This window comes from Bradyrhizobium sp. USDA 4354, from assembly GCF_054060315.1.
The window spans coordinates 7608971-7634052 of sequence record NZ_JBSSDC010000001.1 but is presented as its reverse complement, the minus strand read 5'-3'; the positions used below and the strand labels follow the sequence as shown (position 1 = coordinate 7634052).

General features: G+C 60.9%; 19 protein-coding genes. 9 read left to right on the top strand and 10 right to left on the bottom strand.

Annotation, left to right across the window (positions count from 1 at the left end; all coding sequences use genetic code 11):
- Nucleotides 1-212 precede the first annotated feature (212 nt).
- Nucleotides 213-551 carry an H-NS histone family protein gene (locus tag ACVIIV_RS35480; RefSeq protein WP_456748342.1) on the top strand — a complete coding sequence of 113 codons (339 nt, stop codon included), beginning with the start codon at nt 213-215 and terminating at the stop codon, nt 549-551.
- A gap of 311 nt (nt 552-862) precedes the next feature.
- Here ACVIIV_RS35480 and ACVIIV_RS35475 read toward each other — a convergent pair whose 3' ends face one another.
- Nucleotides 863-1552, bottom strand: coding sequence for a hypothetical protein (locus ACVIIV_RS35475; RefSeq protein WP_456748341.1), 690 nt, complete (start codon nt 1550-1552; stop codon nt 863-865).
- A gap of 596 nt (nt 1553-2148) precedes the next feature.
- Nucleotides 2149-2415, bottom strand: coding sequence for a hypothetical protein (locus tag ACVIIV_RS35470; protein ID WP_456748340.1), 267 nt, complete (start codon nt 2413-2415; stop codon nt 2149-2151).
- Nucleotides 2416-3032: 617 nt separating this feature from the next.
- Between ACVIIV_RS35470 and ACVIIV_RS35465 the strand changes: the two genes are divergently transcribed.
- Complete coding sequence (locus tag ACVIIV_RS35465; protein WP_456748339.1) at nt 3033-3311, top strand: hypothetical protein; 279 nt, start codon at nt 3033-3035, stop codon at nt 3309-3311.
- 72 nt (nt 3312-3383) lie between these two features.
- Here ACVIIV_RS35465 and ACVIIV_RS35460 read toward each other — a convergent pair whose 3' ends face one another.
- Together ACVIIV_RS35460 and ACVIIV_RS35455 are read right to left on the bottom strand one after the other, a co-directional pair.
- The gene (locus tag ACVIIV_RS35460) at nt 3384-4121 is read right to left on the bottom strand and encodes a metallophosphoesterase family protein (RefSeq protein WP_456748338.1); all 738 of its coding nucleotides are present in this window, start codon (nt 4119-4121) and stop codon (nt 3384-3386) included.
- Between the two features lie 327 nt (nt 4122-4448).
- Nucleotides 4449-4634, bottom strand: a complete 186-nt coding sequence (locus ACVIIV_RS35455) for a hypothetical protein (RefSeq protein ID WP_456748337.1) — start codon at nt 4632-4634, stop codon at nt 4449-4451.
- 82 nt (nt 4635-4716) lie between these two features.
- On the opposite strand from ACVIIV_RS35455, the gene ACVIIV_RS35450 reads away from it, so the two are divergent.
- Nucleotides 4717-6147, top strand: a complete 1431-nt coding sequence (locus ACVIIV_RS35450) for an undecaprenyl-phosphate glucose phosphotransferase (protein ID WP_456748336.1) — start codon at nt 4717-4719, stop codon at nt 6145-6147.
- A 43-nt stretch (nt 6148-6190) separates the two neighbouring features.
- On the opposite strand, the gene ACVIIV_RS35445 is transcribed toward ACVIIV_RS35450, so the two are convergent.
- The 3 genes from ACVIIV_RS35445 to ACVIIV_RS35435 form a co-directional block, all read right to left on the bottom strand.
- A complete protein-coding gene (locus ACVIIV_RS35445; protein WP_456748335.1) occupies nt 6191-6478 on the bottom strand; it encodes a hypothetical protein in 288 nt (95 codons plus the stop codon).
- Between the two features lie 394 nt (nt 6479-6872).
- Nucleotides 6873-9074, bottom strand: a complete 2202-nt coding sequence (locus ACVIIV_RS35440; RefSeq protein WP_456748334.1) for a Wzz/FepE/Etk N-terminal domain-containing protein — start codon at nt 9072-9074, stop codon at nt 6873-6875.
- Between the two features lie 32 nt (nt 9075-9106).
- Nucleotides 9107-9619: a hypothetical protein gene (locus ACVIIV_RS35435; RefSeq protein ID WP_456748333.1), complete on the bottom strand. Its 513-nt coding sequence runs from the start codon at nt 9617-9619 to the stop codon at nt 9107-9109.
- A gap of 648 nt (nt 9620-10267) precedes the next feature.
- Here ACVIIV_RS35435 and ACVIIV_RS35430 point away from each other — a divergent pair.
- Genes ACVIIV_RS35430 through ACVIIV_RS35415 form a run of 4 tightly spaced genes read left to right on the top strand, consistent with a single transcriptional unit; the run spans nt 10268 to nt 15025 of the window.
- Entirely contained in the window at nt 10268-11479 is a 1212-nt protein-coding gene (locus ACVIIV_RS35430) for an acyltransferase family protein (protein ID WP_456748332.1), read from the top strand.
- Nucleotides 11480-11486: 7 nt separating this feature from the next.
- Nucleotides 11487-12824, top strand: a complete 1338-nt coding sequence (locus ACVIIV_RS35425; RefSeq protein WP_456748331.1) for a hypothetical protein — start codon at nt 11487-11489, stop codon at nt 12822-12824.
- A gap of 9 nt (nt 12825-12833) precedes the next feature.
- The gene (locus tag ACVIIV_RS35420; RefSeq protein WP_456748330.1) at nt 12834-13940 is read left to right on the top strand and encodes an acyltransferase family protein; all 1107 of its coding nucleotides are present in this window, start codon (nt 12834-12836) and stop codon (nt 13938-13940) included.
- Nucleotides 13937-15025: an acyltransferase family protein gene (locus ACVIIV_RS35415; RefSeq protein ID WP_456748329.1), complete on the top strand. Its 1089-nt coding sequence runs from the start codon at nt 13937-13939 to the stop codon at nt 15023-15025. The genes ACVIIV_RS35420 and ACVIIV_RS35415 overlap by 4 nt, the downstream gene beginning before the upstream one ends.
- 16 nt (nt 15026-15041) lie before the next feature.
- Here ACVIIV_RS35415 and ACVIIV_RS35410 read toward each other — a convergent pair whose 3' ends face one another.
- Entirely contained in the window at nt 15042-16139 is a 1098-nt protein-coding gene (locus ACVIIV_RS35410) for a glycosyltransferase family 4 protein (protein ID WP_456748328.1), read from the bottom strand.
- A 287-nt stretch (nt 16140-16426) separates the two neighbouring features.
- On the opposite strand from ACVIIV_RS35410, the gene ACVIIV_RS35405 reads away from it, so the two are divergent.
- Together ACVIIV_RS35405 and ACVIIV_RS35400 are read left to right on the top strand one after the other, a co-directional pair.
- Nucleotides 16427-17884, top strand: a complete 1458-nt coding sequence (locus ACVIIV_RS35405; protein ID WP_456748327.1) for a lipopolysaccharide biosynthesis protein — start codon at nt 16427-16429, stop codon at nt 17882-17884.
- A gap of 19 nt (nt 17885-17903) precedes the next feature.
- Nucleotides 17904-19265 (top strand): polysaccharide pyruvyl transferase family protein, encoded by a 1362-nt coding sequence (locus ACVIIV_RS35400; RefSeq protein ID WP_456748326.1) that lies wholly within the window; start codon nt 17904-17906, stop codon nt 19263-19265.
- Between the two features lie 24 nt (nt 19266-19289).
- Here the strand turns inward: ACVIIV_RS35400 and ACVIIV_RS35395 are convergent, their stop codons facing one another.
- Both ACVIIV_RS35395 and ACVIIV_RS35390 read right to left on the bottom strand, forming a co-directional pair.
- The gene (locus ACVIIV_RS35395; protein ID WP_456748325.1) at nt 19290-20417 is read right to left on the bottom strand and encodes an acyltransferase family protein; all 1128 of its coding nucleotides are present in this window, start codon (nt 20415-20417) and stop codon (nt 19290-19292) included.
- A gap of 246 nt (nt 20418-20663) precedes the next feature.
- Entirely contained in the window at nt 20664-24572 is a 3909-nt protein-coding gene (locus tag ACVIIV_RS35390) for an RHS repeat protein (RefSeq protein ID WP_456748324.1), read from the bottom strand.
- Between the last annotated feature and the right edge of the window lie 510 nt (nt 24573-25082).

Sequence of the window (25082 nt, the reverse complement as noted above, 5' to 3'; positions counted from 1 at the left end):
CCCGTTTGATCGCCGCCGCTGCGCCTCCGCGAGCCTTACCGATCGCAGCAAATTAAATGCTCCGCCATGATATTACCGCTGTCATGCCCCTCTGATTGCAATCTCCCGCATTTAAATGTGGATTATACGGCTTGGACTTAACTGACGGCTTGTCTGCTCTGTCATTCCCGATTTGTCTGCCTGCGCCTTCTCTCAGGAATTCGGATCAAGCCATGAATAGCGCGCATTTCAATTCGCTCTCACTTGACGAGCTCTGCATACTTCACCAACAGGTGGCCGCCAGCCTCATCCAGAGAATTTTGGTGCGGAAAGCACGGTTGGAGGAACGGCTCCACAAGATTGGACTGGCCGACGAGGCCACACGGTTTGATCGCAAGCGCCGTCCCTATCCGCCCGTGCGTCCCAAATATCGCAATCCGAAGAACCCGGCGGAGACATGGTCCGGTCGCGGCAGGCTGCCCCGGTGGCTGCGGCCGCAACTGCGAGGGGGGCGCAAGCTGGACGATTTCCTAATCGACCAGGCCTCGGTCCAAAAGCGGCAGACCAATTGAGTGCCGCGGTCGCGATCGCGCCGGGATGAAGGCCGGCGCATCTGCTCATCTGTATCCGCTTGGCTTCTCGAGTGCGTGAAAGACCACCAGGGCCAGCTCCGCTGCATCGAACACGCCGATCCGGCGATCTGCAACTGAGGCATTGAGGGCGAACCTCGAGTAAGTGCGCGACAATAGACACTTCCGACGCTCGGACGCTCACGGCCGTTCCCTGTTCGGGCGCCGCCGACTCCCTGATGATCCTCAACACAAGGTCTCGATGATGCGCTCAAATGCGGGACGGGACGCAACCATGGCGCCGCTGCCGCGGATCACAGGACGCATCCGCACCGAGCCGATTGGGCATAGGCCGAAAGGCGCGGGTCGACCCCGGAATGCGCCTTGCAGAAGCGGTCTATGATTTGGGTGACTTTCTCGCTGTAGTCGCGGTGCCAGTGTCCAAGTCCGTGTAAAGCACTTTCCTGACAGGCGATCGATTTAAGCTGAAGGATACGGTCCATGGTTTGCAGCGCGCAATCGTGGAGCGTTGGCAGGTCGGGGTCGTCGGGAAGAGCCAAGCTCGGAAACGCATCCCACCACATATAGCAAACACTGTTTAGTGCTTTGCTAGCGGCTTCGCTCAGGTGGGACAGGCTAGGGTCGCAACGAGGCTCGAACAATTTTGCAAATAGAGCCGCGACAGACGTGACGCAGCCAACACGGTCTTCGATCGGAACATCAGTTGAACAAAGCCACCGGCTATCGCCGCCGGCATTGGTATTCATAAGGTAGGTTAGGCCCTGCGCGATTTGGCTGTCAGCAAATCCCTGTAACGCTGGCTCCGGGTCTTCAAACAGTCGAGTGAGATAAGACACGGCTTCTACCGCCGGCGGATTCCACCAATCATGCTCGGGATCGAAGTACCAAGGTGCTTGCTGAAAGCGAACCTCGCGTCCAAATGCGTGCTCGAGCCAATCATCAAAGCTGAGGTTTTGAAGGCGCATCGCAGGTGCCGCGGCCATACAAAGCAAGTGGATCCGTGAAACGACATCGCGGCCGCGATAAGCCCCATCGCTATGAAGGTCGCTGGCCGATGCGGTTTCGCCTTAAAACTAGCCAATGGTAGGCTAGATGCGGGATGAAGCCAAGCCGCGAAACTTTCCGATAGCGACAGCGTCCGGCCTTGTAGGTCCGGTCCCGCCGCCGGCATGCTAAGCCCTTCAAGTCCCATTCTGCGGGCAACTCGAAGCGGATCAGGCCCAAGCTCAGCGCGTTCAAAGGCATTGATCAAGACGCCTTCGGGACGGCGCGCCTGGTCAGCGTTCTAAATTTGCCTTTCGCATCGGGAGGGGAGGTCGACGCAGGTCAGCGAAGCAGCCGACGGGGACTGCCGCTCATTCGCCCTCACGGAGGCGTTTTTAATGTCGCGTTGGCTTGGGCTATGGAACGGGCGGAGGCGCGAGCTTCCCTGTTATCGCCGTCGGCCACTCTTGCTCGGCCCGCTCTCCCAAAAAGCGCTAAGAGCGAGTCAAACAAAAACCGCCGCGACCGTTTGCTCGGCGCGGCGGGTGATGATTGGGGGCGGGTTGGGTTGCGGTTAGCCAGTCGCTCCGGTGCCTTACCGCACGTACCAATATCCCCACCAGCGCTGGGACACCGGCCGTGCCTGTGCCTTCATGGCTGCGACTTCTTCGACGGGGCGAAGCTGGGGGCCATAGATCGCGGGCGGATAAACATCATCCCACAGCACAAGTCCGCCTTGGACGGAGGCCGCCCGATGATGTGACGGAGCAACGGAGAGCTCGGCGGCCGATGCCACGGATGCCGTCAAGGCGAGGCCGAGAGCGGACAGGGCAATGGATGGAATAAGGGCGCGGAAGTTCATTGGATTGAATCCCTCTAAGAATGAGATGCGAAATAATGCGACGGGTCCCGAATGGTTGCAAGGGCACCGGCTGACCTGTTGACGCGAAATTTCCCCGTCGAGGAGGTGCTCGGTCTCGCCGACGCACGCCTGCTCGAGCGCGACGGGCCTGGGCGTATCAGGCTGCGAGCACGTCTCTCTTAGAGCGGTCGCCATATAGAGTGCTCGGTGATCACCGCCGGCCGAGACGAGATGCGGCAGGGGTCGGCAGATTTGGCATGCACGCTGCATGCGTAGAAGGGATCAATCTTGAACAATCTTTCGGCGTCGAGGAGTCCTCAAGAACCATGATGTCGACACACTGCTCGCTCTTGATAGGAGGCGTACGATCCAGGACGAATCCCATGACTTCTGCGTTTGTCTCCGCTTCCATTTTTGGTGCTGGTCTCATTCTGGGATACGCGCTGCGCGCCTGGCGCGTCCAACGACGAACCGTGAACTCATCCTACGGCGGCTCACGCCGGACGTCAGAGCCCGCTCCCACCTCGACGTTCGGCCACGCCCGACGAGCCTTCTAGGCATCATCCCACTCGTTGGCGGCATCCCAGCTTCACACTGAAACGACGGGACATGATGAAATGAGTGAGCCCAAGAACGATGCGCCGCGTCGCTATATCGTGGACGGCGCCGGACAGCGCGTGCTCGTCGGTCTGACGATCTCGGAGACTATCGAGTTCGAAGCACTGGATCAGCCGGACACCCGCCCTGGCGCCGACTTGCTTGGGGAGGCGGATAGCGTCCGTCAGGCCAGGCATGGCGAACGTTGGGTGGAACTCTACGTCAAGCACGAACGAGCCTGGGGCGACTGGATGGCCAAGACGCGTGCGCGACTGGAGAAGCCGCCTTTGCTCAACTAAGCATGATGGCACCAAGGCCGCTCCATCGCCGCGAAGCCATTTCGCCCGACGGTGGCAGGTGGGAGGCCCATATCACACCGCGAGCATGCGGCTTCCCTGGATGCTCATCAGGGTGAGATTGCCGGTCGCATAGGCGCCGGTGTCGATGTTGACGCGGTTGGCCATGAATTCCGCGCTGCGGACCGGCGTATGACCATGGACAATGTACTTGCCGAATTGCTCCTCGCTCCGCAGGAATTCCTCGCGAATCCAGAGCAGATCGCGCTCCGTCTGCTCGGCCAACGGAACGCCGGGGCGGACGCCGGCGTGGACGAAAAAGAAGTCTCCGCAACTGAAGCTCAGCCGCAGATTGTCCAGGAATTCCAGATGCTCGGTCGGCATGGCGCGAATCAAATCGCGCAGGATCGATGCCGGCTCGTCGCGCTTGAGATCGGGCGGGGCAAGCCCGTAGGACATCAGTGTCTGGGTCCCGCCGAAGGCAATCCAGTCCTCGAACAGTGAAGGGTCTTCGAACACCCTCACCAGAAAGGCCTCGTGATTGCCCTTGAGGAAAACCGCATTTCCCCGGCGGCTCCGCTCGACCAGGATGTCGAGGGTGGAGCGGGTATCCGGGCCGCGATCGATGTAATCGCCCATGAAGACTTCGACAGCATAGCGCGGCCGGCTGCGGGCAACGTCGGCGTCGATCACCCGCAGCATGGGCTCGAGCAAATGCGCGCAGCCGTGAATATCCGAGATCGCATAGATGCGGACTCCGTCCGGCAATTGCGGTTTGGGAATGGACGGCTGTGGTCGCGCGAGAGATTTCATGGCGCTCAATCGATCGGGTGGTCGAAAAAAATATCCCCAAGTCGCCGGCACCGGAGAGCTTCCATCCAACACGAACAACCCGAGTTCGGTGAGGCCGCGACTTGTTCTCCGACCGGATCATGCCAAAAGAAGGGCGGCATTTTTTGCCGACCTTCTTTCGTGGCGGACTGCAGGAACAAGATCGGTCCGCAGAAATTGCATCGCTGCCCCGAAGCGTGCGGCAAAGCTGCATCACTCAGCGGAATCCTTGTACGCACCCACAGATAGAAATTAGAAGAAATTCTCGCAGCCGACTCGATGTGCTTTCGGCGGAAGCAACGCAGCGCCTCAAAGTTGAGCGAAGAGACGCATCGGATGCGGAACTTGATTCAAAATGGGGCAGTCCGTTCGCTCATATGTCAGCACTGTGACGACTTTTTCAGCGCGGCGAATTTCGCCGCGCATTTCAACACGACGCATCATCCGTGCGCCGCAAAAGTTTTGCGTGCAGCGCCACAATGTCGCTGCGATCAATCAACACTTTCCGTGCGGGGAATTGACGAGTCTTCAGCATCACGATGAGCGTCAGGCACTCTCTCGATAAGCAGAGGTTCGAATGGCTGTTGCAACTTATGGTTCTGAAAACGCCCATGCGCTGTCATCTGCGCGTGGCAGCGCTCTTCAGAGGCCCTTTCAGATCGTCGTCATCGCTGCTGACTTTCTGTTGATCCTGCTGAGTTATGCGGCGGGAGCTTCGCTGTATGGCGTGGCCCTCGCTGCGCCTCCCGACGGTGCATCGGTGGGAGCCGGATTGTTTGTCGGCGTGGTGTTCGTCGGGATCGCCTATTTCCGCGACGTCTATTCCACGCACCGCCTGCTCAATCTCGTATGGCAGCTTCGAACGGCGGTGTTTGTTTGGCTGACGTCGCTCACGATCCTCGCGGTCGCGGCCTTCCTGCTGAAATCGACGGACAATCTGTCGCGCGGTACCGTCATTATCTTCGCGGTGATCGGTGGGCTGGGCCTGATCAGCCTCCGCTTCGGCTGGCAGGCCGTGTTCGGCACGAGCTTCGCGCGAAGCCGCTTGGTCGATCGCAAGGTGGTTCTGCTCAGCCTGAAGCCGCTCGACTTCACTTCGAGCCGCTTCAAGGATCTGCGCAGGAATGGCTTCGACGTCATGCGCCATTTCGTGCTCGGAGCCGACCGGGATGATGGCCAATGGGAGCGACAGATTCGCGATGTCATCCGTCAATCGCGCTCGGCTGACGTCGACGAATATCTGCTTGCGATCGACTGGAACGAACTGCCGATGCTGCGCAAGCTGGGGCCATACTTGCGTGCCGTCCCGCAGCCCATTCGCCTGCTGCCGGACGACCCGGTGGCTGACCTGGTGACCCGTCCCTTTTTGCCGGTCAGCGGAACCGTAGCGGTTGAGATCCAGCGGCCGCCGCTCACTATTCTCGAACGGCTGCAAAAGCGCTGTCTCGATGTCGGCGTCGCTCTGTTCGCACTCGTGCTGCTGACGCCGCTGCTGCTGACCGTCGCCGTGCTGATCAAGCTGGATTCACCGGGAACGGTCATATTCCGGCAGTCGCGCCGCGGGTTCAACGGCAAGCCGTTCGAGATCTGGAAGTTTCGCACGATGACCGTCTCCGAGAATGGCGAGACAGTGACGCAGGCGACCAAGAGGGATGCGCGGGTCACCAAGATCGGGCGCTTCCTGCGCATGACCAGCATTGACGAGCTGCCGCAGCTCTGGAACGTGCTGCGTGGGGACATGTCACTGGTCGGGCCGCGTCCGCACGCGCTCGCGCACGACAATTATTATGACGAGCTGATCAGCAAGTACGTCTACCGCCATCACATGAAGCCGGGCCTGACGGGCTGGGCCCAGGTGAACGGATTCAGGGGGGAAACGCCGACCATCGATCTAATGGAGAAGCGGGTCGAGTACGACGTCTGGTACGTCAGCAACTGGAGCATCTGGCTCGACCTGAAGATCATGGCCCGCACAGCGTCCGCAGTGATGTTCCAGGAAGCCTATTAGTCGCTCATTTTCTCAATCGCCTGGAACCTCCGGCCCGAGGGCCTCAAGTTCCATTTCGCGGCGGCTTGCCGAAGAGCCGCATGATCGCATCACGCAGGGCGAGCAGCGGCGGCACGAGCACGAAGAAGGCTCCCATTGCAACGGAGACGATGACGTGGCGGATCGAGAAAGGTTCGTCCTGCTCGATCTCGCGCCGGCCTGGCTCGATGGGCGCCGGCGAGAGCCTCGTCGCCATGGGCTGCCGAAGCGGCTTGCGTGGGGGAACCACGATCAACACGAATAGAATGTTGAGCAGAACCCAAATAGTCAAAATCGTAAGGACGATCAGCATCCGAGCTCACCGGAAAAGAGCTGCGAGTATGGGCCGAGATTAGCCTCAGGGAACCGAGAAGGAAAGATGCCTAAAGTTTCGGCATCTTGAGGCATCAAGGCCCGGATTGTCTCGTCTTGACGACAGATGGTTGCCCGTGGCGCCCCGTCTTCGTCAATCCTTGCTTTTGGCTAGAGCAATAACTGTAAGTTGTGGATTCCGGACGAATACGGAGACCCGAGCAGCCCGGGCGCGCCTGGCACTATCTCCGACCGCCCGACAGGCTCGCGCTGTCTCGTGCGCGAAGACGCACTCGATCCTTTCACGCGGCAATTCCGCAAAGCACGAATAAGGCCCGCTGCCAAATGGCAGCGGGCCCAAGGTCGTCCAATTCGGTTTGTCGCCGCGCCTGCGCCTAGGCGTGCTCGACGTAATAGCTGTTGTGGTGCTTGCCCTTGTAGGCCTCGATGCGCTTGAGCATCTTCGGGTTGGCGCGGTTGAGCACGGCGCCGAGCAGCTTCTTCTGGAGAACCTCCGACCCCGAAACCGACTCCTGAAGAGCGCTTCGTGTCGTCTGTCCCCATTCGATGACGTAGACCATGGCATCGATCAGGAAGCTGACGGCCTTCGAATCCGCCACCGGCATCACCGGGGCAAGATCGATCACGATATACTCATAGTGCTCTCTCAGCACCTTGAGCAGTTCGGCCATTGCCTTCGACCCAATGACGTCGGCCGAATTCACCATGCGGGAAGCGACGACGGAGGGGAGGAAATCCAGTCCCGTTTCCTTGCTCCGCTGCACGTGGTAGCCGAGGCTCGCGGGGTCGTTGAGCGCCTCCACCAGCCCGCTCTTGGCGTTGGGCGCGAGCTCTCGCGTCAGCGAGCGCGTGTGCAGGTCGCCGTCGATCAGCACCGTACGGTGCCCCGTGAGGGCGATCAACTGGGCGAAATTCGCGGCGACGGTCGTTTTTCCTTCCTTGGGAAGGGAAGAGACGATGCCGATCACCTTGATCTCGCGGGTCAGGCGCGCAACGTCGATCGATACCTTGATGTTGCGCAACGTCTCGGCAAACCGCGAGAATGGATGATCGACGACGTAGCGAGACAGGTCGGATGGGCCGGTCTTCGTGGGCGAACGTATATCGGGCAGGACGCCGAGGCACTTCACGCCGAGCTCATCCTCGACCTCGCCGGGGGTCCTGAGCACGTCGCTCAGCAGTTCACGCGCGAATGCGACGCCGAAGCCGAGACAGAGGCCGCCCACAAGGCCCCCCACCAGCGCCAGGACCGTGCGCGGAGAGCTCTTGCGATCCGGCTTGGCGGCGGTGCTGATGAGGCGCGCCTCGCTGAGCGGAAAGCTCTGGTTCTGCGTCGCGCTCTGCAGCTTCTCGAGGAAGTTGTTGTAGAGGTTGCGGTAGGTGTCGGCGGCGCTTTCGAGATCGCGCAGCTTGACTGCAGCCTGGCCGGTATCGCCGGCCTGGGCGACGAGTTCCTTTACGTTCTTCTCAAGCGAGGCTTCGCGGCTCTTTGCGATCTCGTAGTCGCTGCGATAGGCGTCGCCGATCCGATGCAACTCGTCGGCGATGTTCTTGCGCAGCTCCTCCATCTTGTTGGCCAGATTGACCGCAGCAAGGTGTTGCTTGCCATAGCGCCGGGACCAGTCGGCATACTGGGCCTGGAGGTCCAGATATTGCGCGCGCAGGCGGGTGATGACCGAGTTGTTGAGAGCATCGGTCACCGTCGATTGCGCGACGTCCTGGTCCGAAATCGCGGTGATCCGGTCGAGCCGGGCCTTGGCTTCGGCCGTCGACGCCCGCGCTTGAACCAGCTGGGTGTTGAGGTCCGACAATTGCTGTTCGGACATCAGGCCGCGGCTGGTTCCGACGATGTTGTGTTCGGCCTTGAAGGTCTGCACGGCACGGTCGCTGGCGGTTGCCTGCTCGCTCAGCTCAATGCTACGCTGCTGAAGCCATTCGGTTGCCCGCTTGGTGGACTGATATTTGGCTTCTAGCGCGCCGACCAGGTAAGCATTGGCGATGGCGTTGACGATCTTCGCGGCCTTGTCGGGGCTCCGCGAGCGATAGTTCAAAGACAAGACATACGTCGTCAGGACGCGTTCAGTTCTCAGGCTTTTCTGAACTGCCTCGACCACGGCATGTTCGAGCCGCTCCTGGGAGGCCGGTTCGCCGGAGCTAAACAGCGACATGACCTTGCCAAGGACGACGGACAACAGGCCTGGATTGGAGCCATTGAACTCCGGATCCTCCGTCAGTTTCAGGCGACGGACGACCGAGAGGATGAGGTCGTCCGAGTTGATGACCTCGACCTGGCTGTCGACGTATCCGGTATCGATGAGGGCGCTGTTGGCGTTGCTGTCCTTGTCCAGCACCTGCGCCTGACGGGTATCCATCATGATGCGGGCATTCGCCGTGTACATGGGTTGCGCCATGATCAGATAGACCATCACCAGCGCCAGCGAAGCGCCGGTGCACACCGCGATGATCGGCCACTGCCGGCGCAGGACATCAGCCACGCGCTCGAAGCTGAGGACGGCTCCGCCGAATTCGATGCCGAATCTGTGGCCCGACTGGAAATGTTCTCTAGGCTGATACATCTGTTAATTCGCTGCCTTTTGACGATCGCTGATCAATTCGGTAGGGGGACGGGCTTGAACGGGTTGGCCAGCTTGGTCTTCCACTCGCCGTCGAGCAGCGCCCCGCCTCGTGGCGGTTGCGCCCGGCCCTTGTCTTGCGATTGGGCCTGGGCGCCGGAGGCGTCCTCTCCGGCGGCGGAATAACCTGCCTGCACGTTGAGATCGCCGATCCGCTGCGCGAAATCCCTGATCTTGCGCGCAGCGTCCGGCTTCGTCGACGTGCACCGCCCTTCGGCGATCCTCAACGCGGCACCAATGGCTGAGCGGTCGGTTGAAGCCGACGCCGAGATGAGTGTCTGCACGGACGGCAACACCGACGGGGTCGTGGCAATTAAGGTGGCGAGCCGATATCTCAGCTTCTCCTTGTCATTGCGTAGTCGCTCCAGAAGCGAGGAGGGCGATTTTACGAACGTGTCGAGTTCGAGCTGCGAGGCACGATCCGTAAATTCGACGCACTGGGCGCGGCAAGCATCGATGCTCGAAACGATCAGCGCAGAACCTATCAAGACAGTCGGTAGCCATCGCGGTTGTGCATGGCGACGTGTTAGTCCGCGGCCCATCCGTGTTCCTTGCTTCTGTTGCAATAGGAGAACAGGTGAAACTTGGCAGGTAACTGTGTCATCTTTTTGTGCGGCGCAAAAGCTGAAGCGCGATCGTCAACCACGAACAACGTTGCTCGACTTTGCGTCGGTTGCAGAAGCACGATTTACAATGCCTGCGAGATCGGCATGTTGCGCTCACGAATGTTGCAACTTGAAAACATATCGGGCACTCGCAGACCGCCGCGTCGCAAAACCGACACAAGTCACGATGCTCTTCTATTGTTCCCGGCATAGAAAGAAATTTTCACTGCGGATCGATACGCAGACAGATCAATGTCGTGCGCGCCGGCCTTCATCGCAACAGCGCCGAATTTCGCGCACACTTTCCACGCAAATACTCGCAATCATCGCGACTGATGAAATTTGCGCCCGAAGCACGCGGCGCCTCGAACAAAAGTGGCATGAACTTGGCGCTCGCATGTCCGAATGATCTGCGAGGTTTGAAATTATCGTCGGTCGTCATGCATCGAGTGCGAGTCCGCGATCGCGGAGATTGAACATGCGCGAGACCTGATACACACTGCTGCGGTGCAATAGCTATGGAATGTTGATGTGACGGAGTTGGTTCATCGTGAGAAGGCGCATGTCCTGCCGCTCGACAGCATTCGGGGGATCGCCGCGACCTCGGTGGTGATCCACCATCTTCTGCTGATGCCGACTTTCCTCGCAGCGTTCCCGCACAATGCGTGGATCAACTGCTCGTTCTTCAGAAGCGCTTGGCTGCTGGTCGATTTGTTCTTTGTTCTCAGCGGGATCGTCATGTCGCTCAGCTACGTCGAGAGCGACTTCGGGCGCTTCTCGCTGCGCGAGTTCATGGTGCGGCGCCTGGCGAGGGTCTATCCGCTGCACATCGTCATGCTGATGGCAAATCTGTTGTTTCGCCTCCTGCGCATCAGTCTGGTCATGGCGGGCGTCGTGGTGGCTGCACCGGCCGCCTTCGAGGTGAACAACGCCTATTCCTTCGTGCTCAACGTCCTGCTGCTGCACTCCATGGGGTTCATCGACTATCTCAGCTGGAATGCGCCGAGCTGGAGCATCAGCGTCGAGTTCTACACATATCTGGTGTTTGGCCTGATCGTCCTGCTTGCGCAGCGGATGCGTTCCCTGTTGTGGTTCTACGTTCTCTGCGGGGGGCTTGCGGTGGGGAGCCTCGTCTTCATCATTTTCGTGCTCGACAAGAGAAGTCTCGGGCTTCAGACCGACTTCGGCATCCTGCGCTGCTTCGTGAGCTTCTTCCTGGGCGTGCTGACGGTGCGAATCGTCGATCGTCTGCCGGCCAAGCCGGGCCGTGCCGTCCAGGGCGTGGTGCAGTTTGTCGCCATGATCGCCAGCATCGTCCTCGTGTCCGTGGCGGAGACCAATCCGGCGGCAACCTTCCTCGCGCCGGTGACATTCGCGATCTTCCTCGGCAGCTTGCTCGCCTTTCCGGATGCGATGCTGGTGCCGCGGATGCTGGTTGCCAAGCCATTGGTCTGGCTCGGACGTCGTTCCTACTCGATCTACATGGTGCATGCGCTCGTGGTGCTGCTGGCCGAGTATTTCGTGCGCGCGCTCGGGGCCAGGCGGATCGCCGCTCTCGATTCGGTCTGGGCGGGTCTGCCGGCCTCGCTGAATCTCGTCGTCTCGCTGGCCGCCGTGCTGGCGGTGTCGCACTTCACCTATCTCTACGTCGAGATCCCTGGCGGCAGGTGGATGCGGAACGCTCTTGGGAGCCGGTCCGATTTCTCGGCTTCCCCGGCGCCATCGGCGCGGCCGACGAACTGAGCCGGACATGACCATCCTCACGCTGAACCGGCCGCAAATCACGCTGATCAGTCTCAACATCGAGGCGATCGCGCTCGGCGTCTATCTGGTCCGCGACGCCTTTGGCGGCGTGATCCGCTATTATACCAGCATCTATCACGTGGACACGCTCTGGTACCTGCCCGACGCCGTTGCGCTTCTGTGCCTCGTTCAATTCTTCGTCCATTGCATCCTGCGCAATCGCAGCACGCTAGCCCTGCTCGTGCTCGTGCAGATCATGCTGTCGCTCGTGCTCGGCTACTTCATGCTGGGTACGATGAACGCGGCGATCTCGTCCTTCAAGATGATGTTGCCTGTATTCGTCGGCTTCTGCTTCTGCGATTCGAGCCTCGGCTCGTATCGCAAGCTGCTGTCGGTCATCGCGGTGACCTTCTATCTGTCCGTGATCGGCGTCTTCCTGACGAAATTCTACCTCATGCCCTGGGTGGGCTATAAATACGAGTCCTTCGGCGCGGTGCGCGAGGCCGGCCGGTTGTGGTGGGCCTATGGCGGCGATGACCAGCGCCTCATGGGCTTTGCGGCCGACAATACCATGGCCGCCTTCTTCATCCTCGTATCGTTCGCGATCACCTCCATTCGCATGAGCACGACGTGGTGTCTCGTACTCGGTTCCATCGCGATCTATGCCATCAAGCTGACCACGAGCAAGACGACCATGATCGTCCTCGTGCTCTACTTGCTCTTGCTGGTGTTCGTGCGGATGTTGCCGGAGAAATCGCGCTTCCCCGCGATCCGGTCGATCGCGCAGTGGTCCTTCGTAGCGATCTTCGTGCCGTTCTTCATGATCGTGGTCGCTTCCGGCACCGCCGCGGTGCCGCACTCGACCTTGTTCAGCATTGTCGATCGCATCAACAACAGCTGGCAGTTGCCATTCGTCTACATGAGCCAGCTCATGCCGATCGGCCTGGTGACCGGCTGCGGCGCGGGCTGCTTCAACTATCCGCAGAAGCTGTTCTCGCCGCTCGCGCATTTCTGGGTGCCGGTCGACAATTTCTACATCGGCACGTACCTGATGTTCGGTCTCCCGTTCGTGGCGTTCATGGTGATGGTGTTCCGGGCGACCTTCGGAGCGACCGACGTGTACAAGCTGACGCTGCTCTTCGTCGTCAACCTGTTCACGATCACGGTGCTGAACTACGGCCCGGCGTCCGGCCTGCTGATCATCGCATTGAGCTTCAGCGAGGTGTTCTCACGGCGTGCGACCTCCGCACGAGGGGCCGACGCCGTGCCAATCGTCATGCGGCCACCGATGCGACCATTGGAAGACTTCCGCCCGGATCTACCGGCGGCGAGCGGAAGCAGGTGAGAACGAACCATGCATAAACGTCTCGCATTCATCGACACATTGCGCGGCATAGCCGTGTTGTCGGTCCTGGTTCAGCATGTATTCGAGGTGATCGTCGAAAAGCACCCGACGGGCGCCTATTACTGGCCCATACATGAGGTGTTCGGCTACTACATGAACTTTGGCCGGTTCGGCGTCGTGTTGTTCTTCTTCGTCAGCGGCTTCGTCATTCCGTTCAGCTTCCCGGACAGCGCCACGCCCGTGCGGGATTTTACGATCAGCCGCTTCTTCCGGCTCTATCCCGCCTACTGGACGTCGCTCCTGGTCGGGCTCGTGACGATGCAACTGCTGGACTCGAAGATCTATCCGCTGGGGCAGGTCGCCGCGAACGTGACGATGTTGCAGACCTTCGTGAACGTCCCGAACCTCTGGGTGTTCTACTGGACGCTGGCGATCGAGCTCTTGTTCTACGTCGGATGCACCATTCTCTTTGCAATGGGGCTGCTGAACCAGCGTTTCACGGCCGTGACGATCGTCGTTGCGGCCGCACTGGTCGGAACCACCGCTGCGCTCCTGGTCGAGAACAGGACCGTCTCCTCGGTGATGGAGGTCGGGTTGAACCTGTCGGCCATGTTCCTGGGCAAGATCATCCGCGACACCGTTGTTGGCGGCAAGCTGCGATGGACCCATGTGGCCATCTGCACGCTCTTGTATGCGATCTTCGCCGTCACCCTGTCCGATCGCCGGTTCGGAGGCGTGTATCACGAGAATTTCTTCTACAGCTATTCGATCGGATCGGCTTATGTCTGCGCGGCGCTGGTCTTCATCGCCTTTGCCGTGTTCGGCGAGCGAATGGCGTGGCGCCCGATGGCGTTCGTCGGCGTGGTCAGCTATTCGGTCTACCTGATGTCGCCGTTCGTGATCGTCGCCGTCCATCGCCTGTTTTGGTTCGGCGACGGCCCGCTGGGGTGGTCGATCTTCATGGGCGTGATCCTGGCGTTGTCGATCCTGGTCAGCTGGATGACCTACGCCTTCGTCGAGAAGCCCTGCATTTCCTTCGGACAAAGATTCCGCTCGGCGCGAAGAAAGCCGGTCGTTCTCGAGCCCTCCCTCAGCACGCAGGGTGCCGCAGAGTGATCAAGACACCGCATCAGCCGGGCGCCGCCTATGATGGATCGTTCGTTCCTTCGGTCCAGGGTCTTCGCGGCATCGCGGCACTGAGCGTGCTGATGGACCATTTCTACGACATGCCGAAGGGAGGCATGTACGACATCCCAGATCCCGGCTTCCTGCCACCGCTCTGGCTGTGGCTGCAATCGGTGATCAATGTCGGCGGCCACGGCGTCGAGCTGTTCTTCATGATCAGCGGATTCCTGATCCCGGCTAGCTTGGTGCGGCACGGTTCGTTATCGCGGTTCTTCTTCGACCGCGTCCTGCGCATCATGCCGGTGTTCGTCGTCCTGCATCTTGCGCTGTTCGCGATCGGTCCGATCGTGGCCTATAAGTTCTTCCGCGGAATCGATCTGACCAGCTATCTCGCGATCTTTGCGGCCAATCTGTTCTTCGTGCAGGACGCGCTCGGCCTGCCCATTGCCCAGCAGAATGCCTGGACATTGACCTACGAGTGGGCGTTCTACATCTGGTTTGCGCTGACGTTCTCGATGTGGCGTGCCGGGGGCAGATGGCTGGCCGCGCCCTTGATCCTGCTGGGCATCGCCTGCCTGATGCATTGGCCGATCACGGCATTCTTCTGCATCGGCATGCTGTTCAGCGCCACTGGATTCCGCATCTCGATTCCGGGGCGCGCCGGCTTGTTTGCAGGCCTGGCCTGCGGGGCTGCGCTGTATGCGAGCCTGGTGCTGTTTCACCCGTTCGTGGGGCTCATCCCCGGATTTCTGCTGTTCGGCATGGTGCTTGCCCCGGAATCAGGCTTCGGGAGGGCTCTGAGTGCGCCGGCCCTGCAGTATGTCGGCAAGATCAGCTACAGCCTCTATCTCGTGCATCCCTTCGTGCTCTTCCCCTTGCAGATGATCGGCCTGAAGCTTGTCGCCGCCGGCGTTGACCGCTGGCTGTTGTGGGCCGCCTTCATCGGGCTCGGGCTGGTGATGTCGTTGGTGGCAAGCGCGATCAGCTATGAATTGATCGAGGTCAGGCTGAGGCGATTGCTGGATGGTGCGATCCGCGGCATGTTGTTTCGGCCGCAGATCGAGCAATCGGTTTGAGAGCCGCCTGTCGCGGTCAGCTGACGGTGCGTGCGGCGAGCCGGTGATAAGATCCAAGTAGCTGCTCGGCGATGTGATCCCAGTTCAAGAGGCCGGCCGCGGTCTGCCGTGCGCCTTCGGTCAATGTCGCGGCCAGAGGCTTGGAGGTCAGCACGCGTTCGAGCGCATCGGCCAATGCCGTGGCGTCGCCGGGAGGAACCAGCAGCCCGTTGACGCCGTCGGTCACGACGTCGGGAATGCCGCCGGTGGCACTGGCGACGACGGGTCGCGAATTGCCATAGGCGGATGCAAGCACGCCGCTCTGCGTCGCATCTTTATAGGGCAGGGCAACCACGGTCGCGGATTGAAACAGTCGTCCGGTGTCGGCAGGCGAAATGTAGGCGTTGATGGTCTTGACGGTCGGCATCGCCTCCATCCGTGCGCCGAGCCGCGTCATCTCGGGGCCGCGACCGGCGACGATCGCCTCATGCGCCACACCGCGCCCGGCCAGGATATCGATCGCATCGATGAAGACGTCGAGACCCTTGTAAGCCCACATCCGTCCAAAAAACAGGATGCGCGCAGCTTCGGGCGCGGCGGCCGCACCTCCGGCTGGTGGAACCATGAGCACGCCGTGCATGCTGGAGACCGCTTCGCCCTTGAAGTCGGGCGAGGCCCGGCGAAAATCGGCAATACAGCTCTCGCCATGCGTCGTGACGACCGATGCGGCTGCGCGCATGCGCCCGCGCCAGGCATCTTCACGTGGCGAGGTGCCGGAGCCGCCTTCCGAATGCGGGATCGCATCGTGAACGGTCAACACCAAGGGAATGCCGAGCGGACGGAGCAGCTGGATCAGCTTGGACGTGTAGATCTCCGGAACTTCGTGACAATGAATCACGTCGGGGCGAAACGAAATTATGTCCAGGAACGAGGCGGGGATGCCGATCGCACCGCCGCGGCGCAGGCTCAAGTCGCGAATTCTCGTGTCGAACGGAGCCGTCACGGCGATATCGGCCAGTTCCCATTGCTGATTGGCGTCTTTGCGGTTGAGCACCAGCCGGACATCGCAGTGGCGAGCCAATCCCGACGCGAGACGGTAGGAATATTCCGCAAAATGCGGTGCGTAGATGGCCACACGCAAGCGCCTGGAGTTACGGAGAGAACGCTGAGCGGGCGAATTCATCAAGGCATCCATTTTGCATCACTTCGCAAAGGTTGATTGGAGTGTAGTCCACGATTTGAACTCACTTCCACTCTAAATCGGAATCGTGACGGCACTCATCTGATTGCCATCACTCCGTCGTATTGTAGCGAGCAATCAGTACTCCGCCGCGATCGGAGATGGTGACGTCGCGGCATCGCATGCCACGTTGTCTAGTCTGTGATTGTGGTCGGATCTGTCGAAATTGGGTCGAATTGTTGATGAACGCCACGCAGGGCAAACAACATCAGGTCGTGGTTGCCTTGTTCTGGTCGCTTGCACAGAATTGGGGCGGCCGGACGCTGTCGTTCATCCTGTTTCTGGTTTTGGCCCGGCTGCTCAATCCCGCGGATTTCGGTCTTGCCGCGCTCGTCGCCTTCATCCTGCTGCTCCTGAGCTCGATCGCCGAATTCGGCTTCGGTGATGCGTTGATCCAGCGGCGCACGCTCGAACCCGCCGATGTGACGCTGCCTTTTTTCTGCTCCTTTGCAGCTTCGGCGATTTTGGCGGTCCTGATCGCTCTGCTGGCGACGGATATCGAGCGTTGGCTCGACGTGAAGGGGCTCGCGCCGCTGTTGACGGCTGCCTCGCTCTCTCTTCCGATCGGCACCGCGACCCTGTTCCAGGAGGCGCTCTACAAGCGCCAGATGGATTTTCGCGTGCTCGCGGTCAGGACCATGGTCGCCACCGCCATCTCCGGCATCGTGGGAATTGCCTGCGCCTATGCCGGATTCGGCGCTCTGAGCCTCGTGATCCAGGTGGTCGTTCAGAGCGCGGTCAGCGGCTTGTGGCTCTGGAGCCAGCCGCGGTGGCTGCCGATGCGCGGCTACGATTCCAGCAGCTTTCGCGAGCTCTCCGGCTATAGCGTCCATGTCGTGCTGAACAGGCTGCTGGATTTCGCCATCGTTCGCACCATCGACATGATCATCCTGTCGCTCTATGGCGTCGCAGCTCTCGGCATCTACACGGTCGGTGCGCGGGTCTACATCATCCTGATGCAGCTGCTCACCCAAGCGGTCATGGATGTCGCATTGAGTGCGCTGTCCAAGATCGCCCACGAGCGCGATCGTATCGCTGGCGCCTACCTGCGCAGCGTCAGTCTCGGAGCGCTGGTCGGATCTCCCATCTTTGTGCTGCTTGCGGCGATTGCGCCGGAGTTTTCCCTGCTGCTGTTCGGCGCGAAGTGGAGCGGCAGCGAGGCGGTGATGAGGCCGCTGATGCTCATTGGCGCGATTCAGACGGTGCAATTCGTCAACAGCGCCTATTTCGGCGCTCTGGGCAAGCCGAACTACGTCTTTGGGCTGAACATCCTCAAATTCTGCGCGGTCGTACCTGCAATGTTCCTGCTTCCGTCGCGCGACATTGGTCAGCTGGCGACGATCTTCGCGTTCGCGCAGCTTGTGGTGACGCCCGTGACGTTTGCGCTGGCGCTGCGGCTGCTGGGCTTGAGCTGGAGCCAGTTTCTGCGTCCTATCGCAGGCTGCCTTTGCGCCATCGTGCTGGCCTACGGCGCGGTCGTGCTGTGCCGCGCGGCGACGCCGGACATCAACCCGTATTTGCGGATGGGGCTGCTGTCGTCATGTTTCGGCGCGGTCTATCTGATGAGCATCCTGCTGTTCTGGCGGAAGCAGCTGTTCTCGCTGATCGATTTCGTCGTGAAGCGCGGTGCGACCGCCTGAGGAAGACGAGGAGGACGATTTGAAGCAATTGATCCCGGTGCCCGTGCGCAGGCAGCTCCGAGGCTGGCTCAACAGTGCGAAGAACACGCCCTTCGCGGTCGATCTCCTCGAGCTGCGCAGATGGCAGATCGCCCGGAAGGACGTGGGCGTCAATGCGGCACCCCGCAATAATCCGCGCCGGCTCGTTCTGTTGCCGTCAGACCCCTGGAGCATTCATCAGTCACGCGGCGATGAGGCGATGATCGAAGCTGCCGCCGGCGAGATGAAACGCATCTATCCCGATCTCGAGACCTACATCGTCACCGCCACCAGCGCGGCGAGCGCAGACGTGCGCGCCATGGGTTTCAAGCCGCTCGAGATATGGAAGCAGCCGTTTTCCTATGAGACGGTCGCGCAGGAGCTCTCGATCACCCGTCCGGATTTCGGCGTGATCCTGGGGGCCGACGTGCTTGACGGCTACTATTCTCCGGTGGATGCCGCGCGCATGCTGCTGGTTGCCGACCTGATGGCGGCGTTCGGCGCCAAGGTCAGCGTGCTCGGCTTCAGCTTCAACTCCCGTCCGGCGAAGGCGCTGCGCGAGGTGTTCCGGCTGCTCGATCCAGGCGTTGTCCTGAATCTGCGCGATGCGATATCTCTCCAGCGTTTCGATGACTTCGCCCGGAAACGCGCGCGTCTGGTCGCTGACGCGGCGTTCATGCTGACGCCGCGCGCCGACACTGCGGCCGTGAAGCAGATCGCGGCCAAGATCGCGCAGCAACGCGAGCAGGGCCGCAAGGTCTTCGTCTTCAACATGCACCCGATGCTGTTCAAGAAGCCTGAGCCCGCCAAGCTGGAGCGGATGATAGAGCTTGCGGCGGATGCCATGGCGCGCCTGTCACGACAGCACAATGCAAGCTGGTTGCTGCTAGCGCATGACTACCGCCCCGGAATCGCCGACGACAATTGCCTGCGGCCGCTGGCCGCTCGGCTCAAGCCCGCGCTCGGGGAGCATGTCCATCACGTCGAGCAGGTTCTGTCGGCGGGCGAGATCAAGGCCGTTGTCGGGCTGGTCGACGGCGTGATCACCGGCCGCATGCATCTGGCGATTGCGGCGCTCGGGCAGGGCACGCCCGTGGCGGCGATCACCTACCAGGACAAGTTCCAGGGCCTGTTCGCGCATTTCGGCATCAGCGAGCAGCTGCTGCTCTCGCCGGCCCAGTTTCTCGTCGGGGACAGGTTCGAGGCATTTCTGCTGCACTTCCTCGGCACGTACCAGGCCGCCGGCGAGCAGGTGCGACACGCGCTGCCGGGCGTCATGGAATTGTCCCGCGCCAACGTCGCTCCTTTGCTGGACGATGGTGCGATGAGGATCGTGGCGGAGGCCGGCGGCAAGGTCGCCTGAGTGCCTCGATGGCGTCCGAAGGCGTCAGTTGACCGCCCGCTCGGTGTTCTCGAAGCGCAGGGACGTCTCGGCCGTCGCTGGCCGGACGTTGCGGGAGGACACGAGTCCGGTGTCGGCCAGCCGATTGATGAAGCGCCGCGCGGGATTTTCGAAATAGGCGTAGGTGCGATCTGCGATGATGGTGAGGACCGCACAGCATGCCAGGGCGAACAGGCCAAACTGATCCGGGCGCAGCTCGAGCCAGGTCCACAGCGGCTTGAACACCGCGATGAGGACGGCATCGTGCAGCATGTAGATCGCGTATGAGGTGTTGCCGAGCCGTCCAAGTAGCCGCGCGCCCGGAAACTCCTTGAAGGCGCTTTCGCCGACCGCGGTGAGCAGAATGGCGCAGGAGAACAGCAGAATAGCCAAATCCGGCTTGGCGAACACGTTGAGGACGAGCACGGAGAGGCCGAACACGCCGATGCCGGCGAAGACGACCGGCTTCTGCCGGTAGGGACCCGACATCCGGAACAGAATGGCGAGCAGGATGCCGTTGAGGAAGCTCGGTAACGCGCGGAGCATGCCGTAGTCGTAATTGGCGCCGTACATCTGCGACCGTTCCTGCCAGATCGGCAAATGGCCATGGGCAAGGACCAGATAGAGCACCGCCACGATTGCGCCGAGCACGATAGGCTGGACCTTGCGCGCAAGCAGCATCAGTAGTGGAAAGATCAGATAGCAGAAGAACTCCGCGCTGATCGACCATGACGGCGAGTTGAAGCTGAGATGATTGGTAACGCCCCAGGCCTGCAGCAGCAGGAGGTTATACAGGAAATCCAGCGAGGTTGACCGCGCCGTGCGCTCCAGACCGACGCCGATGAGCACCACGAAGATGAGCAGGCTCAGCAGGTGCAGCGGATAGATCCGCGCGATGCGCCGGATCATGAACCGGGAATAGGCCCGTACGCCGCGCGCGTCGGCTGGATAGGAATAGGAGATCACGAAGCCGGACAGGATGAAGAACATGTCCACGAACAGGCCAAAGGACCCGTTCCAGGCCGGCGAAATGCCTTGGTCGATCATCTTGAGATGAAAGATGAAGACACCGAGGGCGGCAACGAAGCGATAAAAATCGAGGACGACGAAACGTCTTGCTTCACTGGCTTCCATCGGGCGTCGAATTCCTTGCGGCGTTATCTCCTTCTAGGGATCAATTGTGACGCAAGTTCGCTGCGATCGCCGGTCGATGCGGCACCAACGTAGGATCGGCCAAATTGTGTTCCCGCAGACTATCCGCTCGCAACGAGAGAATCCGCGTCGATCGAATCGTGCCTCCCGATGAGGCAAGCGCCTAATGAACGGGCCGGGACCTTGGCTGGTCCCGGCCCGCGTTGGATGCGGTTCTGTCCAGTCTGCTCAGACGAACAGGAAATCGTGGCTCGTCAGGCTGCTGACATAGACATTCTTCAGCAGGATCGAGTCATTGGCCGAGAACGTGATGAGCGCGTTCGTGCCGGACTGCGTCATCTGCAGGTGGCTGTAGTCCGCGGCCAATAGCTTCGAGATCTGGATCACGTCGTGGGTCGTGCCGTCGCCGGCCTGGAAGTTGAGGACTTGGTCCTGGCCATGATCGTAGGCGATCGTGGTCGAGCTTGGTGCGGCCGAGAACACGTCGTTGCCGGCCCCGCCCTGGATCGTCACGCCGCTCGCGACGGCCGTGACGTTGTGGGTGCCGTCGGTCTTGGTCTGATCGAAGAACTGCAGCGCGTTGGTGCTGTTGTAGTTCTCGTGCTGCGTCGTGCCGGTCTGTCCGTTGAAGTTGAACAGGAAGACGTCCTTGGTGCCGTCGGCGTTGTTGGCGATCTCCTGGGTCTTGACGCCGGCGCTGTTATAGATGTCGGTCAGCTTGCTGCCGTCATCGTGGATGACCTGCGTATAGTCCAGAGTGCCGTCGGCGTGGGTCCGCGTGAGCTCGACCAGCTTGCCCGAGGCATCGAGGTGCTGATGCTGGGTGGTGTAGGACTGCCCGGTGACGTTGTAGTTCCAGTTGTCCGACGTGCCGTCGGCGTTCTTGATGTAGGCCGCGGTCTTCACGCCGCCGGTGTAGATGGTCGTGGAGTTGTAACCGTCGCTCTTGGTCGTGACCTCGCTGGTGATGACGCCGTTGGCATCGTACCAGTCCGAGGTCTTGGTACCGTCGGCGCTCTGCACCAGCGTGAATGCCAGGCTGTTGTCGGCGTGGGTACGCACGATGTTGGTGAGGAAGCCGGTCGTATCGTAGGTGTCGTGCTCGTTGGTGTAGTTCTGGCCCACGACGTTGAACTGGAACACGTCCTTCGAACCGTCGGCGTGGTAGTCGGTTTCCGTCTTCTTGACGCCGGCCGCGTCGTAGTTGGTGACGACGCTGCTGCCGTCGCTGTTGACGACCTGAGTGTAGTCGAGCGAGTTGTCGGCATGCCAGCGGATCACCTCGGTCGTCTGACCGGATGGATCGAGGTGCTGGTACTGCGTGGTATAGCTCTGGCCGGTGATGTTATAGCTGTAGTTATCGTGACTCATGTCGGCGTTGGTGATGTAAGCCGCGGTCTTCACGCCATTGGTGTACACCGTGGTCGAGCTGTAACCGCTCGCCTTCTGGACGACCTCGCTGGTGAGGACGCCGCTCGCGTCGTACCAGTCCGTCGTCTTGGTCCCATCGCTGCTCTGCACCAGCTTGAACGCCATGCTGCCGTCGGCGTGCTTGCGGATCAGCGTGGTGAGGAATCCGCTCGCATCGTAGACGTCGTGCTCGGTCGTGTAGTTCTGGCCGGTGATGTTGAAGAGGAAGACGTCCTTGCTGCCGTCGGCGTGAAGGTTGGCCTCCTTGATCCGCGTTCCCGCGGCATCGTAGTTGGTGACGACGCTGCTGCCATCGGCGTTGATGACCTGGGTATAGTCGAGCGTGCCGTCGGCATGCTCGCGCGTCACGGCCGTGATCTTGCCGGACGGATCGACGTGCTGGATCTGCGTGGTGTAGCTCTTGCCGGTGATGCCGAAGGCGTAATTGTCCTGGCTGCCGTCGGCATACTTGATGTAGGCATTGGTCTTCACGCCGTTGCTGTAGGTCGTCGTCGAAATGGTGCCGTCCGCCTTCTGCACCACCTCGCTGGTGAGGCTGCCGGCGGCATTGTACCAATCGGTCGTCTTGGTGCCGTCGGTGGTCTGGACCAGCTTGAAGGCAAGACTGCCGTCGCCGTGCAGGCGCGTCAGACTGGTGAGGAACCCGTTCGCGTCGTAGTCGTAGTGCTCGGTCGTGTAGTTCTGGCCCGTGATGTTGTAGGTCCAGACGTCCTTGCTGTGATCGGCATGATAGGTGGTCTCGACCAGCTTGGCACCGGCGGCGCTATAGGTGGTGATCACGCTGCTGCCGTCGCTGTTATAGACCTGGGTCGAGTCCAGCGAGCCATCGGCATGGCTGCGGGTCACCGAGGTGATCTTTCCCGTAGGGTCGAGGTGCTGCACCTGCGTGGTGAAGCTCTTCCCCGTGATGTTGTAGGTGTAGTTGTCCTGCGAGCCGTCGGCGTTCTTGATGTAGGCGGCGGTTTTCACGCCGTTCGTGTAAAGCGTGGTGGAGTAATAGCCGTCGGACTTCTGCACGACTTCGCTCAGAAGGGTTCCGGCCGTGTTGTAGGCGTCGGTGGTCCTGGTTCCGTCGGTGGCGACGTGAACGAACTTCGTCTGCACGCCGGAGGTGTAGCTGATCAGGTCCTTTGAACCGTCGCTGTAGGCCACGCTGGTCGAGGTCGGCTGCCCGTTCGCATTCAGGCCGGTGTCCGCCTTCGACAGCAGGTTTCCGCTGGCGTCATAGGTCTTCGTGTTGCTCCAGGTCGCGGCCGTATTCGTCACCGAGAACGAGTATCCGCCCTGGATCTTGGACAGCGCGCTGCCGTAATGGGCAATGATGTAGTCCATCGTCGCCTTCGAAGCGACCGGCAGGACGTGCGAGTCGGTCAGCGTGATGCTCTGCAGCGCCGTCGACTCGCTGAGATCGGACAGTTGGGGCACGATCTCGGCGGCCGTGCCGCTGATGCTGGTCCGGGTGTCCGGGGAAGTCGGGGTGGTCGCAGGCGCGTCGATCTCGATGATCAGCGGATGATCGCTGACCGGAACGGTGATCGTGCTGACGTCGGTGTAGCTGGCGATCGCCGTGGTTCCCGTCAGCGTGTCGTACACCTTCACCGTATGATGGATGGCGCCGAGGTTCACCGTGACCGTCTGGGCCGCATTGGACACCTCGGTATCGGTCGCATCGTTCCAGAGCTTCGGCTCGGCCCAGACGACGAGCTCGTAGGCGCCGTTGCTCTTGCCGAGCACCATGCTGTTGCCCGAGGCGGGCATGTTGCTCAGGGTGTAGTTCAATGGATCAGTCGGCTGCAGGCCGCCCTTGCCATCGTCGGCCAGAATGGTCGTCAGATTATGAATCGCCGTCGCGGCGAGCTTCGGTGTGCCGTCGGAGTTGAACAGTCCGAAGTTCGCTTCCGGGTTGGTATTGGCAGCCGACGAGTCGCGGTCGAACAGCTCATAGAGATAAGTCGAGCTGACGCCGGCCTTGTAGGCGTCGACCAGGGTGTTCAGGATCGATTTGGCCTGCACCGTCTCGTTGACGCCGAGATATTGAGTATTGGCCTGCGTGGTGTAGCCGGTCTCGGTGATGACGACGGGCTTTCCCGGTGCCGCGGTGGAGACGGCGCTCAACGTGGCAGCAAGCGAGCTGCTGGTCGTCAGGCTGGTGCTGACATAGGCATGCGCATTGGCGAAGTCGACCGAGCCCGACATGTCGCCGAGCTGGCTGTAGCCTTGCGGATCGTTGTAGGCCAGCGACAGATTGTAGACGGGGATGCTGCCGAGCGCGGCGTTGGCATTGACGGCCTGATAGAGCGCGCTCTGGAACTGAGCCGCGGCACTGAGGCTCGAGCTGCCGTTGTAGCTGAAGGGCTGGTGATTGGCCTCGTTCAGGCCCTCGATGGCGCTGATGCTGCCCGGATGGCTCGACGCGAACTTCTCGAGCGAGGCGATGTACTTCTGAAGTCCGGTCGTGCCCATCTGGGGCAGGGCCGACGAGACGAGGAAGTCGAACTTGTAACCGGCAGCGGCGAGGCCGTCGACCACCGGTTGTGCAGCCGGGCTGGTTCCCATGGCGTCGCGGAGATGGGTGACGCCGAGGTACTCCAAGTCATCGACCATCAGCGCGAGATTGTTGTAGCCGGTCCAGCCGAAGCCGGAATGCGTGTTGACGCCGATGGAATTGATGAAGCCGCTGGCAGACAGGATGGTTTGATCGGACATTGCACACTCGAGTTTCAGCGCGAACGAAATTGCTCGCAGGGATTTGCGTTCAAGCTTCTCTGTCGAGTGTGAATTTCAGATAAAAATGGAAGCTACAAATCGCGAGCGAAACGGGGTTCCTTGTGCAGGAACAGGTCGACTCGAGTTCACAGCAGAATGATGATGCGATGCCCGCGCAGCATGGCGTGAGGAAGGCGCTTTCAAGATTTTCGTGATCTGCACTGCTGAATGTGTGCGCAGGCTGTGCGAATTGGATCCATACGACGGGCTTGCAATGGAACGTGTCGCACGCTTGCAGTGCTCGACATCGGCTAAAGAGCTCTGTCGTGTCCGCAATTCAACGGGGTCCTCATCTGCAGTCCGTAGTTCCTGCACAGGACGCTTGCAGATGCCGTTTCTATGGGCGTTTAAAGTGCAGGAGATGCTCGCGGCGGTTGTGCGGCTCGGTGGTAGTGCACGCACACGCTGCGGGAGCGGAGACAGGAGGTTGGTTCCGTATCGGAAACCAGG